Source organism: Paraburkholderia sp. XV, assembly GCF_020177535.1.
GTDB lineage: Bacteria > Pseudomonadota > Gammaproteobacteria > Burkholderiales > Burkholderiaceae > Paraburkholderia > Paraburkholderia caribensis.
The window spans coordinates 38,506-51,967 of record NZ_JAGUUD010000059.1 but is presented as its reverse complement, the minus strand read 5'-3'; the positions used below and the strand labels follow the sequence as shown (position 1 = coordinate 51,967).

Genomic DNA, 13,462 nt, shown 5'->3' with positions numbered 1-13,462 from the left:
CAAAGAAAAGTAGGTGCCGCCCCGCACAGGGGCGACGCCTGAAGCACGCTAACAAATCGCGGATGCCAGCGAAAGCAAAAGCAAAAGCAAAAGCAAAACACCAACAAGCGTCCGCGCAGGACAAACCTCTAACGCCCCAAAACATCATTCAGCCAGCATCGACCACCGCACCCGCCACGCGGCAAAAAAACCTCAATACCCCTCACAGCCCCCCGCCCTCGAGCGGCATCTGCTGCGCGGCCTCCGCGCGAATACCCAGGCGCTCCAACAGCTTGCGGTCGGCTTCCGCCTGCGGATTGCTCGTAGTCAGCAACTGATCGCCATAAAAGATCGAGTTCGCGCCCGCGAGAAAGCACAACGCCTGCAGCGCTTCATCCATCTGCTCGCGGCCAGCCGACAGCCGCACCATCGCGCGCGGCATCGTAATACGCGCGACAGCGATCGAACGCACGAACTCGAACGGGTCGAGCGCTTCCGTACCCGTGAGCGGCGTGCCTTCCACCTGCACCAGATTGTTGATGGGCACCGATTCCGGATACGGCTCCATATTCGCGAGCTGCGCGATCAGCCCCGCGCGTTCCCGGCGCGACTCGCCCATGCCGACGATGCCGCCGCAGCACACATTGATGCCCGCGTCGCGCACGCGTTCGAGCGTTTCGAGCCGGTCCTGATACGTGCGCGTCGAAATGATCTGGCCGTAGAACTCGGGCGACGTGTCGAGGTTATGGTTGTAGTAGTCGAGACCCGCGTCGCGCAGACTCTGCGCCTGGTGCGTTTCGAGCATGCCGAGCGTCACGCAGGTTTCGAGACCCATCGCCTTCACGCCGCGAATCATGTCCTTGATCGGTTCGAGATGCCGGTCCTTCGGATTGCGCCATGCCGCGCCCATGCAGAAACGCGTCGCGCCGTTTTGCTTGGCGACTTGCGCAGCGGCCAGCACGTCTTCGACATCCATCAGCTTTTCGGCCTTCAGCCCCGTGTCGTGATGCACCGATTGCGGACAGTACGCGCAGTCTTCCTCGCACCCGCCCGTCTTGATCGACAGCAGCGTGGACAGTTGCACGGTGTTCGCGTCGAAATGCTCGCGATGCACCTGTTGCGCGCGGAACAGCAGGTCGTTGAACGGCAGTTCGTACAACGCGACGACGTCGGCGACGCGCCAGCGCGCGGCGGCGGCATCGGCAGCGGCGGCGGCCTGCGAAGGCGTGACGGGCAGTGCAGCGGTAGTGATATGGCTCATGGGATCGATCCTCGATGATCTGATTTTTTGAAGGCGTTTGGCTGGCGAGAGGCAAACCGCGTGCGGCTAGCGCTGCGCGGCACGCAGCGTCTGCAACAGCCGGTTGGTGTCCAGATGCGTCGCGGCGATATCCGCCGACGCAGGGCTCAGATGCGGCACGATGCCAAGCAACGGCGCGCCGTACTGCCGGTCGAGCCGGTCGCGTAGCGCCGCGATGTTTTCGTCGGGGAACAGCATCGACGGGTCGACGCGGTTCGCGACCCAACCGGCAATCGTCAGGCCGCGCGCGGCGATCGCTTCCGCCGTCAGCAGCGCATGACTGATGCAGCCCAGCCGCATGCCGACGACCAGCACCACGGGCAGATTCAATGCGAACGCGAGATCGGCGGTGTCGTGCGCGTCGGTGAGCGGCACGCGAAAGCCACCGACGCCTTCCACGACGACGACATCGGCCATTTGCAGCGCCGCGCCATGCGCGTCGACGATACGCGTCATGTCCAGCACCACGTTGTCGAGCGCGGCGGCAATATGCGGCGCTGCCGGTTCCCTTAGCATGAACGGCGTGCGAATCTCGGGCGGCAGCAGCACATTGGCGGCTGCGTCGAGCTGATCGGCGTCTTCGTTGTGCAGCACGCCGTCCACCAGCGACGCGCCCGCCGCGATCGGCTTCATCGCGGTCGCGCGCAGTCCTTCGCGCGCGAAACCGCGCAACAGCGCTGCCGAAACCAGGGTCTTGCCGATTTCCGTATCGGTGCCCGTGACGAAGAGGGACAGTGCGTTGCTCATACGGCCGCCTCCGCAGTCTTCATCAGCGCGCTTTCGAGCAGGTCGAGATCGTTGTGCGAATGCGCAGCGGACAGCGAAATGCGCAGGCGCGACGTGCCTTCGGGCACGGTCGGCGGACGGATCGCGGGCACCCACAGATTCGCGCGATCGAGCGCAGCGGCAATGTCGAGCGTCGCCTCGTTCGAACCGATGATGAGCGGCTGCACGGCGGTATGCGAATCGACGGGCAGCCACGGCGTGCGCTTCATCATCTCGCGCGTGCGGCCAATCAGCGCGCGCAGATGCGCGCGCCGATGCTCGCCCTCGTCGCCGCCGATGATGCGCAGGCTCGCCGACACGGCATGTGCCGCCGACGGCACCGATGCCGTCGTGAAGATATACGGACGCGCGCGCTGCACCAGCCATTCGATCACCGTTTCGTGCGCGACGACGAACGCGCCGGACACGCCCGCCGCCTTGCCGAGCGTGCCGATGGAGATCAGATGCGGCGAGCGCAACGCCGCCTCTGCGATCGCGCCGCGACCTTGCGGGCCGAGCACGCCGAAGCCGTGCGCATCGTCGACGACGAGCCATGCGCCGTGCCGTTCCGCAAGTTCGAGAAGACGCGCGAGCGGTGCGATATCGCCGTCCATGCTGAAGACGGTGTCGGTGACGATCAGCTTTACCGCGGCCTCCGACGCTTCGAGCATCGCGCTCAACGCTTCGGCATTCCCGTGCGGATAGATCTGGATGTCGGCGCGCGACAGCCGCGCGCCGTCGATCAGCGATGCGTGATTGAGCGCATCGGAGAACAGCGTGGTGCCACGGCCCGCGAGCGCCGTGAGCGTCGCGAGATTCGCCATATAGCCGGTGCTGAAATACAGCGCGCGCGGATTGTCGATGAAGCCGCCCGCAAATTTGGCGAGATCGTCTTCGAGTTGCGCGTGCGCGCGCGAATGGCCGCCGAGCAGATGCGAGCCGCCGCTGCCCGCGCCGTAGCGGCGCGCGCCTTCCGCAATCGCCGCGACCAGCAGCGGGTGCGCGGCGAGACCCAGATAGTCGTTGCTCGCAAAGCCGATGATGTTGCGGCCGTCGACGGTCATATGCGCGGAGCACGGCGAGTCGACCGTGCGGCGGCGGCGGCGCAGGCCGCGTGCGTCGATGTCCTGCAAGTCTTGTTCTAGTGTTTCGAGCAAGTGCATCAGCGCGCCTCCGTCAATGTCGCATCGAAGGTGGCGCGCGTGCGTTCGGCCAGCAGCGCGATTTCTTCGTCGTCGAGAATGTACGGCGGCATCAGGTACACCGTCGTGCCGATCGGGCGCAGCAGCAATTCCCGCTGCAATGCGTTCTCGAAGAAGCGGCGCGAGAAGGTCTTCGCGGCATGGGTATCGTCGATGACAGCATCGAACGCGATGATCGTGCCGCGCTGGCGCAGATTGCGTACCTGCGCGTGTTGCGCGAGCGGTTCGAGCGCGGCGCGCAGTGCCGCCGATTTCTTCTCGTTCGCGGCGAGCACGTTGTCGCTTCCAAACAGGTCGAGCGTGGCGAGCGCCGCGCGGCACGCGAGCGGGTTGCCCGTGTACGAATGCGAATGCAGAAAGCCGCGCGTGGTGTCGTCGTCGTAGAAGGCGGCGAAGATCTCGTCGCGCGACAGTACGATCGACAGCGGCAGATAGCCGCCGCTGATGCCCTTCGACAGACACAGGAAATCCGGCCACACGCCGGCCTGTTCGCAGGCGAAGAACGTGCCCGTGCGTCCGCAGCCGACGGCGATCTCGTCGGCGATCAGATGAACGCCGTAGCGGTCGCAGAGCGCGCGCAAGCCTGCTATATACGACGCGTCGTGCATCGACATGCCCGCCGCGCATTGCACGAGCGGCTCGACGATCAACGCGGCGATGTTGTCGGCACGCGATTCGAACAGCGAGCGCACGTCGGCGAGCGCGCGCTGCGCGACGTCGGCGGCCGTTTCGCCTTCGCGCGCGAAACGGGCGTCGGGTGACGCGACGACATGCGCATTGCGGATCAGCGGATCGTAGGCGTCCTTGAACAGCGCGACGTCGGTGACGCCGAGCGCGCCAATCGTTTCGCCGTGGTAGCTGTTCGCGACGCAGACGAACTCGCGCTTGAAGTCGTAGCCGCGGTTGCGCCACGAATGGAAGCTCATCTTCAGCGCGATTTCGACGGCCGACGCGCCGTCCGACGCGAAGAATGCGTGACCGAGCGTGTTCTGCGTGAGCGCGCTCAAACGTTCGGCGAGTTCGATTGCGGGCTCATGCGTGCAACCGGCAAGCATCGCGTGTTCCAGCGTGTCGAGCTGATCTTTCAGCGCCGCGTTGATGCGCGGGTTTGCGTGGCCGAACAGATTTACCCACCACGAACTGATCGCGTCGAGATAGCGGTGTCCGGCGCGGTCGTAAAGCCACGCGCCGGCGCCGCGCGATACGGCCACGAGCGGATAGCGCTCGTGATGCTTCATCTGCGTACAGGGATGCCACACAGCGCGCAGGCTGCGGGCGATCCAGTCTTCGTTTGCCTGTGTATTCAAAACTGCTCCGGACATGAACCGGGCAGGGCGCGGGCGTTGGCGGTGCGGCGCGTCTTGCGTGTCGGTCATGCAAATGCTGCTGGCGAATCGGGACGGTTGAGGTCCACCTGAAATCCATCGACGGGAAGCGTGACTGGCAGCGCGCCGGAGACGGCGACTGCGGGCGTTTTCCGTGCGTCGGATTGGCTGCCGCGACGATGTGCTGCAAAGGCTTGCAGTGCCTCCGCAGCACGCCTTTTTTGCGACAGAGGAGGTGAGATTAGCGCGAACTCCGCTGCGATGCACTATCTGAAAACGCCCTGTTTTCAAGGACCTGCGTGCGATTTTTGGTGGTTCGCGACAGCTCGCAACCGTTCGATTTCAAAGACCGCAAATGGCCGTAGATGACGACGGCAAAGTCATGGGCCCCCTGTGAAAAAATTCTGACCGCATGTCGGCGTTTTCAGTGCTGTATCGGGGAACGCATGCGGCGTAGGGCGTGCTGGGAAGGTGCAGCGGGCGAGCGTCTAAGGCGCGACGGATGCGTGGCTCGATAAGCGCGCGTGTGATCTGGCGGCATGTGCAGGGCGGGCTGACAACGATTGCGCAGGCCAGCGTGGCGATCGGTCGAAAGGCTTGATGATTCGCTCGTTCCGACGGCGGGGCACGAAGCGGCGATGACGCGCTTCGCGCAGTTCATGCGCGAGCGGTTGTGCAAGCACGCCGTACGCAACTGGGACGCGTGCTCGAAAAGTGGCGGAAGTCAGGAAGTTTTGCCCGTCGCGCTACACGCAACGGGCGGAGACGGAATCAGCGGCTAGCCAGTGCGGGCTTGCTGCCGTCCTTCGAAGGCGAGTCGGCGTCGGCCGTTCGGGTTGCGCCGTCTTTCCAGACGACGGCGTCGTTGACCGCGTACAGGTGGCACGGGTCCGCGCTCTGCTTCTGGCAGTTGGCGACGGCCACGGACATCGGATCGTCACCGCCTTCCGCCCACGACCACGCGCCCGAATCGGACACGGCGAACGCGCGGCTCGGATACTGATGCAGGAAGTTGCGATAGCCTGCGCGGCCCGCTTCGTCCACGAAAGGCACGGAGTCGACGGCGTCGATCGACGCGAAATGCGTCGCCTTCGGTTGCGTCGGCTCGGCGACGCGATACTGGACACCTGTCGGCATGCCGACGCGCGCAAGGAACGCTTCGACGGACGGCCACCAGACCTGCACGCCGTCGCGATCGCCGACCAGACGGTGAGCGTCATTCTTGTACGAACCGAAATCGACCATTTTCGCCGTCGCGCCCTTGCCCTGCGCGTTATCGGTATATGCCGCGTACATCTTCGAAACGAGTGTGGACGGCCAGATCGAGTCGTTGTCGCCGTACAGCCACAGCGACGGCACACGTGTCTTTTCGCCGTACGTGCCGAAGGCGTGCGTCAGATTGCCTTGCCAGTCGGTGCAGGCGTCCTGGCGCAGGCCGCCGGAGAAATTGATCAGCCCGCGCACGCCGGACGCGGCGTTCGTGCCGTAGGCAATCGTCGCGAGGCCGCCATGCGAGGTGCCCGCCACGACGATGTGCTTCGCGTCCACATAGCTTTGCTTCGACATATAGTCGACGGTCGTCGCGACGTCGGCGGCCTGGCTCATGCCGTTGCGCGTTACGTCGCAGCCGTCCTGTACATAGGTGCCGCCCGAATCGGCAAAGCCCTGGCGGTTCGGTGCGACCACGACGTAGCCGCGGCGCACGAATTCGCGCGCCAGCGAGACGGGATCGCTACGCGTCTGCATGCGCGGATCGCCGTGAATCTTGCCGTGGTTGAACACGACCATCGGGAACGGGCCCGGACCTTCGGGCTTGTAGATGGTCGTTTCGAGGGTGACATCGCCGTCGGCGGCGACGGGAATGCGGACGATCTGTTCGCTCAGCTTGACGACGGGCAGATAGCCATCTTCATCGAGCGCGAGGCGTTGCACCTGGGCGCGGCCGAGCGGGCCGCCTTCGACGTCCGCGAGCGGGTCCGCGTGCGCGGTCGTCACGGCGCTCGCCACGAAGGCCGCCGAGATCGCACATACCGTCAGAACTTTGCTGAACACCATCCGCAACACCTGCTCTCAAAAACGCCTGAACCTTCTCTACGGTTCCCCGTAGAACGGATTTCGGTACGGTGACACACCAAAACATGGGTCAAAAATATCGTACGGTGCGTGGACACGCACTTAGATAGATCAAGACCGCATTGGAATGAACCGAACCCGGTCGACGCGACCCCACGCGTCGAATTGAGCGCCTCGCGATGCCCCTGATCGCGTGCCCGCTGAAGAGTCAGCAGGCGGTGCGTCTGGACATCCTGCGGGAGCGGTGGACCGCCACCTCGCTACGGAGCGCTGCAACATCTGTGAGGCTCATCCTGGCACGACAATTTATATTTGTGCAATTCAGTACAAACCCCTTGCGGCACGAATTTCCTTTTGTCGGATGTGCACGGCGCCGTTCGGAGCGGGTTTCAGCGGCGATTCGGAAAGAATGGGTAATTGAGGGACGTGGCGCGCGCCCAACACGTTGATTTTCTTACAGAAATGTCCCTTATTTGAGAAGTGTAAGGGAGGCTTGATACGTTGTTGCAGCGCAACCGGAATACGGGCGTCAGCGATCGCTTACATCGCCATCGACGTAACGCCAATGCCCGTCTTCCCCTCTGCTGAAGCGGCTGGATTCGTGCAGCCGATGCGCCCGCCCACCCACTTTGTAGCGCGCGACGAATTCCACTTCGGCGTGCGTGGCGTCGAGCGGCGTGAAGCGTTTGATCTGCAGACCTAGCCAGCGGGGTGCGTCGGCGGCGCTGGGGTCGACGTCGAGATCGGCGGGGCAGGTTTGCGGCGCCCACGTTTCGCGCAAATATTGGGATTCGCCGAGCACGTAGGCGCTATAGCGGGAGCGCATCAATTCGAGCGCAGTCGGCGCGGCCGCGCCGCCGTCGATGAACCGGCCGCAGCAATCCGCGAACCGCGGCGGCTTGTCCGAATCACGCCGGTTCGGCGCGGCGCCGCCGCAAGGGCAATCGGTGGGACGTTGTTGTATTGATGCCGTCATGAAAGATTGAGAAGGGTTCAGCTCAGTCCGCGTGCGATGAGAATCTTTTGGATATCGCTCGTGCCTTCGTAGATCTGGCAGACGCGAACATCGCGATAAATGCGTTCGACGGGAAAGTCGCTCAGATAGCCGTAGCCGCCGTGAATCTGCAGCGCGGCCGAACAGATGCGCTCCGCAGCCTCGGAGGCGAACAGTTTGGCCATGGCCGCTTCCGTCAGACATGGCCGGCCCGCGTCCTTCAGCGACGCCGCGTGCCAGATCAACTGGCGCGCCGCTTCGAGTTGCGTCGCCATGTCGGCGAGACGGAATTGCACGGCCTGGTGCGCGAAGAGCGTCTGCCCGAAGCTTTCGCGCTCCTTTGCGTAAGCGAGGGCCGCTTCGAGCGCCGCGCGCGCCATGCCGACGCTCTGCGCAGCAATGCCGATACGCCCGCCTTCGAGCCCCGACAGCGCGATCCGGTAGCCTTCGCCTTCCGCGCCGATCAGGTTCGCGGCCGGCACGCGGCAATTGTCGAAGACGATCTGCGCGGTATCGGACGAATGCTGCCCGAGTTTTTCCTCTAACCGCGCGACGACATAACCGGGCGTGTCCGTCGGCACGATGAACGCGCTGATGCCGCGCTTGCCGGCGCTTTTGTCCGTGACGGCCATCACGATTGCGACATTGCCGTTCTTGCCGCTCGTGATGAACTGCTTGACGCCGTTGAGCACGTAGCAGTCGCCGTCGCGGGTAGCCGTGGTGCGCAATGCCGAGGCATCGGAGCCCGCCTGCGGTTCGGTGAGGCAGAACGCGCCGAGCATCTCGCCGCGCGCGAGCGGCGTGAGCCAGTCGCGTTTTTGCTGCTCGTTGCCGTACGCCAGAAGAATGCTGCAGACGGGGCAGTTGTTGACGGAAATCGCCGTCGACGTGCCACCGTCGCCCGCCGCGATCTCTTCGAGTATCAGCGCGAGCGCGAGCGCATCGAGCCCGGCGCCGCCGTATTCCTCCGGCACGAGCACGCCGTACGCGCCGAGTTCGGCGAGCTGGCGATGCACGTCGGCGGGAAACGTGCGCTCGCGGTCCCATCGCGCCGCATTCGGCGTCACGGCATCGCGCACGAAAGTGCGTACCGCGTCGCGGATCATCAGGTGGTCCTGATCGAGCAACATGCGGGTGTCTCCTGATTATTCGTGTGTTGTTTGCCGTTACCAGTCGATCGCCGTGCCGTCGTACTGGAAGAACCGGCCGTGAAAGAGATGCGGCGTGCTGGCCGCCTGCGCCAGCACTTCGCGCATGCCGCGCACGCTATGGGCGGGATCGAGGGCAGCCGATGCGCCGCCCATGTCGGTGCGCACCCAGCCCGGATGCAGCGACACGCAGGTCGCGTGGCGCGTCTGCAGCGACGTCACCTTCAGCACGTCGTTGAGCGCCGCCTTGCTCGCACGATACAGCCAGCCCGTCGTGCCCGTCGTCTCGCCGATGCTGCCCATCCGGCTCGACAGCACGGCCAGCACGCCGCGTGCGTCCTCGACGAGCGGCAGCAGAACGGGGATCAGCTGCATCGGCCCGCGCACGTTGGTCGTCATCACGAAGTCGAAGTCGTCGGCGGTGACGGTTTCCACGCCTTCCGTCTGCGGCCCGTACACGCCCGACACGATCACGGCCGCATCGAGCCGCTCGCCGTCCAGCTTCCAGCCGAGCGCGGCAATGTCCTCGGGCGCGGCGACATCGAGCGAAAACGCTTCGGCGCCGAGCGCGACGAGCTCGCCCAGCGACGCCTCGTCACGCGCGGTGGCGAGCACACGCCAGCCGTCGTGCCGATACTGCTTCACGAACTCGCGTCCGATGCCGCGCGACGCGCCTACGATCAACACTGTCTTCATGAGATGTCCTGTCGTGTCTCGTGGCGCGCGGGCCGCCGCGCGCCACCATCCGAACGATGCGTCAGACCAGTTCGACACCCATCGCCGTCGCTTCGCCGCCGCCGATGCACAGGCTCGCGACGCCGCGTTTCAGGCCGCGCTTTTTCAGCGCGCCGATCAGCGTGACGAGGATGCGCGCGCCCGATGCGCCGATCGGGTGGCCGAGCGCGCACGCGCCGCCGTTCACGTTGACCTTGTCGTGCGGCAGGCCGTGCTCTTTCATCGCGGCCATCGTGACCACGGCGAATGCTTCGTTGATTTCGTACAGATCGACGTCCTGCGCTTTCCAGCCGTTCTTGTCGAACAGCTTGCGGATCGCGCCGACGGGCGCCGTGGTGAACTTCGCGGGTTCCTGCGCAAACGTGGCATGGCCGACGACGCGCGCGAGCGGCTTCACGCCGAGCCGGTTCGCCGTCGATTCACGCATCATCACGAGCGCGGCCGCACCGTCGCTGATCGACGACGAGTTCGCGGCCGTCACCGTGCCCGTCTTGCTGAACGCGGGCTTGAGCGTCGGAATCTTGTCGGGATTCGCCTTGAAAGGTTGTTCGTCGCGCTCGACCGTCACGCTGCCTTTCTTGCCTTCGAGCGTCACGGGCGCGATTTCCCATGCGAACGAGCCGTCTTCATTGGCGCGCTTCGCGCGCGTCAGCGATTCGATGGCGAATTTGTCCTGCGCCTCGCGCGTGAAATCGTACGAGCCCGCGCACTCTTCGGCGAATGTGCCCATCAGACGGCCCTTTTCGTAGGCGTCTTCGAGGCCGTCGAGGAACATGTGGTCCATCACCTGGCCGTGGCCCATGCGCATGCCGCCACGCGCCTTCGGCAGCAGATACGGCGCGTTCGTCATGCTCTCCATGCCACCCGCGACGATCACGTCGGCGGAGCCGGCCGTGAGCATGTCGTGCGCGAACATGGCGGCGCGCATGCCGGAGCCGCACATCTTGTTGACCGTCGTCGAGCCCGTCGATAGCGGCAGCCCTGCGCCGAGCGCCGCCTGGCGCGCGGGCGCCTGGCCCTGGCCCGCGGGCAGCACGCAGCCCATCACGGCTTCCTCGACCTGTTCCGGCTTGAGTCCCGCGCGCTCGACGGCCGCCTTGATCGCGATCGCGCCCAGTTGCGGCGCCGTCAGCGACGCGAACTCCCCTTGGAACGCGGCCATCGGCGTACGCGCGACGGAAACGATGACGATCGGGTCCTTGCTTGTCTCACTCATGTTTTAGCTCCTTGATAACACCGTGAACGACCGCGGCCACATCGCCGAGCTTTTCGGCGTCGGCGGCGACCACGTCGTTGTCAGCCGTGTGCGCGCGGCTCGCGGAAACGGCCTTGACGCAGCTGGTGTAAGTCTCCTCCAGCTTCGACGGATCTTTGACCGTCATGCCGAGATCGCGCACGCGGCCGTCATGCACGCCATACACCCAACCGTGGATGGTGAGGTCCTGGCCACGCGCCCATGCGTCGTTGATGATCGTCGTGCGGCACACGTTGACGACCTGTTCGATCGTGTTCAGTTCGACCAGGCGGCGATGCCGCGCTTCGCCCATCGGCCATTGCTCGAGCAGCGCGGCGTGCTTCGAGCGCACGTCCTGCACGTGATGCAGCCAGTTGTCGGCGAGACCGACGCGCCGGCCGTGCAGCGCCGCGCCGACGCCCGAGCAGCCGTAGTGGCCGACTACCATGATGTGCTTGATCTTCAACAGATCGACGGCGAACTGGACCACGGACAGGCAGTTGAGGTCCGAGTGCACGACGACGTTGGCGATATTGCGGTGAACGAACACTTCACCCGGCGGCAGGCCGATGATCTCGTTGGCGGGCACGCGCGAATCCGCGCAACCGATCCACAGATACTCGGGCGCCTGCTGATGCGCGAGCCGCGAGAAAAACTCAGGGTCCTCTTCGAGCTTGTGCGAGACCCATGCATCGTTGTTCGCGAACAGATGGGCGAGGGGATGTTCAGTAGCAGAGGCGTTCATAGTCATGATTCGTTCCGACGTAAATCTGGTTGTTTGATGTTGTTCAATCGTGGACGGCGCGCGCTTTCATGCTACGCGCACCGTCGGCGGGGTAGATGCATTGGCGGCGTGATTCTGATCCGCCGCGAACCGTTCCGGATAGCGCACGGAAAACCGGAGGCTGCCGTCGTACGGATAGAAGTCGGGCAACTCGCCGCGAAGGATGTGATCCTTGTGCTTTTGCCAGAGCGCCGGGTCGAAGAAATCCGCGTGATGCTTGAGGAAATATTCGCGCACGCGCGTGTCGCCGAGCAAAAACGTGTTGTACGTCTCCGGAAAAATGTCGTGCGGACCGACCGTGTACCACGGCTCGCCCGACATTTCGTCTTCCTCGTTGCGCGGCGGCGGCACGGCGCGCACGTTGCAATCGGTGAGATATTCGATCTCGTCGTAGTCGTAGAAGACGACGCGCCCGTGCCGCGTGACGCCGAAGTTCTTGTACAGCATGTCGCCGGGAAAGATGTTGGCCTGCATCAGTTCTTTCACCGCGTTGCCGTACTCGCGGATGCCGTGCTCGACGTCGGCATCGGTGCCGTTCTGCAGGAAAATGTTCAGCGGCACCATGCGCCGCTCGATATACAGATGCCTGATGACGAGATTGTCGCCTTCGTATTCGAGCATCGACGGCGCGTCCTTTTCGAGCTCGCGAATGAGCGCGTGATCGAGCCTCGACAGCGGCAGTGCGACGCTCGAATATTCGAGCGTGTCGGCCATGCGACCCAGACGGTCATGGCGTTTGACGAGCTGATACTTGCCCAATACCTGTTCGCGCGTCGTTTCCTTCGGCGGCGGGAATGAATCTTTGATCAGCTTGAACACGTAGGGAAACGACGGCAGCGTGAACACGAGCATCACCATGCCCTTGATCCCGGGCGCGATGATGAACTGGTCGCTCGAATGCTTCAGATGCTGTAGCAGATCGCGATAGAAGAGATTCTTGCCCTGCTTCTGCAAGCCCACCGACGTATAAATCTCCGCCTTCGGTTTGCCCAAAAGAATGCTGCCGAGGAACGCCACATACGCGGACGGCACTTCCATATCGACGAGGAAGTACGAATGCGCGAAGCTGAAGATGATCAGCAACTGGTCGCGCTTGCACAGCAGCGCATCGAGCGCGAGCAGGCCCGGCTTCACGTGATGGATCGGCAATGCGAACGGCACCATCGTGTCGCCGTTGATGATGCGCCCGATGACATACGCCGCCTTGTTGCGGAAGAACAGCGACGACAGCACGTGAATCTGGAAATTCGGCGCTTCGTTGAAGGGGCCGAAATTGTCGTGCAGTGCCTGGATCACGCATTCGACGTCGCGCGTCAGGTTTTCGAACGGCGGGTTCAGCTGGAAATTCGTGACGATGCGTTCCAGCGTGGCGGCGAGACCGTCCCTGCCCGGGTAATACGCACGATACGTCGGCTTCGCGGCCGGCTCGTCGTTCTCGATGTACTCGGTCGAAATCGCAGGCCGCACGAAGATGAAATCATTGTTGAAGTACGAGCGATGCAGTATCTGACAGCACACCGAATTGAAGAACGTCTCGGCGCATTCGGGCTGGCGGTGCGACGTCAGAAGGCCGATGTAGTGCAGCTTGATCTGCTGCCACACATCGTCGTCGATGCTCTCGGCGTCGTATTCGTCCTCGAGCTGTTCGATGCATTCGCGCACGCGCTCGTCATACGATGTGATCCGGTCGCGCGCGAGCTTCTGCAGCCCGTGCCAGTCGGCGGCTTCGAACAGGTCTTTCGCGTGGACGGCCGCTTCACGGAAGATCCGGTAATGTCGATCGAACCCCGCGAGTAGCGCCTCCGCGACATCGAAGCCGATCTGTGACGACAGCAGTTTGGGAAAGTGATTCATGTCGACCGTGCATTCGCTCAGTGTTCGCTCAATGTCGTGAAGACCCCTGCGATTGTATCGCCCGCGTGA

The 13,462-nt window shown here is 64.0% G+C and carries 11 protein-coding genes; all 11 read right to left on the bottom strand.

The features are described from left to right. Positions 1–202: 202 nt before the first annotated feature. Positions 203–1,240 carry a biotin synthase BioB gene (gene bioB / locus KFO72_RS24850; RefSeq protein ID WP_225033258.1) on the bottom strand — a complete coding sequence of 346 codons (1,038 nt, stop codon included), beginning with the start codon at positions 1,238–1,240 and terminating at the stop codon, positions 203–205. A 66-nt stretch (positions 1,241–1,306) separates the two neighbouring features. Continuing rightward, on the bottom strand, positions 1,307–2,026 hold the full coding sequence (gene bioD, locus KFO72_RS24845; protein WP_054929557.1) for a dethiobiotin synthase: 720 nt from the start codon (positions 2,024–2,026) through the stop codon (positions 1,307–1,309). Next, positions 2,023–3,207 carry an 8-amino-7-oxononanoate synthase gene (gene bioF / locus KFO72_RS24840; protein WP_224102302.1) on the bottom strand — a complete coding sequence of 395 codons (1,185 nt, stop codon included), beginning with the start codon at positions 3,205–3,207 and terminating at the stop codon, positions 2,023–2,025. Before bioF ends, bioD begins: the two co-directional genes overlap by 4 nt. Then, entirely contained in the window at positions 3,207–4,568 is a 1,362-nt protein-coding gene (gene bioA, locus KFO72_RS24835) for an adenosylmethionine--8-amino-7-oxononanoate transaminase (protein ID WP_060602372.1), read from the bottom strand. The genes bioF and bioA overlap by 1 nt, the downstream gene beginning before the upstream one ends. Before the next feature lie 774 nt (positions 4,569–5,342). Further along, on the bottom strand, positions 5,343–6,626 hold the full coding sequence (locus KFO72_RS24830) for a dienelactone hydrolase family protein (protein WP_054929560.1): 1,284 nt from the start codon (positions 6,624–6,626) through the stop codon (positions 5,343–5,345). Between the two features lie 547 nt (positions 6,627–7,173). Next, entirely contained in the window at positions 7,174–7,620 is a 447-nt protein-coding gene (locus tag KFO72_RS24825; protein WP_225033257.1) for a YchJ family protein, read from the bottom strand. Between the two features lie 17 nt (positions 7,621–7,637). Further along, entirely contained in the window at positions 7,638–8,768 is a 1,131-nt protein-coding gene (locus tag KFO72_RS24820) for an acyl-CoA dehydrogenase family protein (protein ID WP_225033256.1), read from the bottom strand. 36 nt (positions 8,769–8,804) lie between these two features. After that, positions 8,805–9,482 carry an SDR family oxidoreductase gene (locus KFO72_RS24815; RefSeq protein ID WP_054929563.1) on the bottom strand — a complete coding sequence of 226 codons (678 nt, stop codon included), beginning with the start codon at positions 9,480–9,482 and terminating at the stop codon, positions 8,805–8,807. Between the two features lie 61 nt (positions 9,483–9,543). Then, positions 9,544–10,737: an acetyl-CoA C-acetyltransferase gene (locus tag KFO72_RS24810; RefSeq protein ID WP_225033255.1), complete on the bottom strand. Its 1,194-nt coding sequence runs from the start codon at positions 10,735–10,737 to the stop codon at positions 9,544–9,546. Beyond that, positions 10,730–11,506 carry a carbonate dehydratase gene (gene can, locus KFO72_RS24805; protein ID WP_060599339.1) on the bottom strand — a complete coding sequence of 259 codons (777 nt, stop codon included), beginning with the start codon at positions 11,504–11,506 and terminating at the stop codon, positions 10,730–10,732. The genes KFO72_RS24810 and can overlap by 8 nt, the downstream gene beginning before the upstream one ends. 60 nt (positions 11,507–11,566) lie before the next feature. Continuing rightward, positions 11,567–13,393 (bottom strand): bifunctional isocitrate dehydrogenase kinase/phosphatase, encoded by a 1,827-nt coding sequence (aceK, locus tag KFO72_RS24800; protein WP_225033254.1) that lies wholly within the window; start codon positions 13,391–13,393, stop codon positions 11,567–11,569. Positions 13,394–13,462 lie beyond the last annotated feature (69 nt).

Coding starts and splice junctions, on each gene's coding strand:
- bioF (WP_224102302.1), bottom strand. CDS start 3,207: ATGCACTTGCTCGAAACACTAGAACAAGACTTGCAGGACATCGACGCA.
- KFO72_RS24830 (WP_054929560.1), bottom strand. CDS start 6,626: ATGGTGTTCAGCAAAGTTCTGACGGTATGTGCGATCTCGGCGGCCTTC.
- can (WP_060599339.1), bottom strand. CDS start 11,506: ATGACTATGAACGCCTCTGCTACTGAACATCCCCTCGCCCATCTGTTC.
- KFO72_RS24820 (WP_225033256.1), bottom strand. CDS start 8,768: ATGTTGCTCGATCAGGACCACCTGATGATCCGCGACGCGGTACGCACT.
- bioA (WP_060602372.1), bottom strand. CDS start 4,568: ATGTCCGGAGCAGTTTTGAATACACAGGCAAACGAAGACTGGATCGCC.
- bioB (WP_225033258.1), bottom strand. CDS start 1,240: ATGAGCCATATCACTACCGCTGCACTGCCCGTCACGCCTTCGCAGGCC.
- KFO72_RS24815 (WP_054929563.1), bottom strand. CDS start 9,482: ATGAAGACAGTGTTGATCGTAGGCGCGTCGCGCGGCATCGGACGCGAG.
- KFO72_RS24810 (WP_225033255.1), bottom strand. CDS start 10,737: ATGAGTGAGACAAGCAAGGACCCGATCGTCATCGTTTCCGTCGCGCGT.
- aceK (WP_225033254.1), bottom strand. CDS start 13,393: ATGAATCACTTTCCCAAACTGCTGTCGTCACAGATCGGCTTCGATGTC.
- bioD (WP_054929557.1), bottom strand. CDS start 2,026: ATGAGCAACGCACTGTCCCTCTTCGTCACGGGCACCGATACGGAAATC.
- KFO72_RS24825 (WP_225033257.1), bottom strand. CDS start 7,620: ATGACGGCATCAATACAACAACGTCCCACCGATTGCCCTTGCGGCGGC.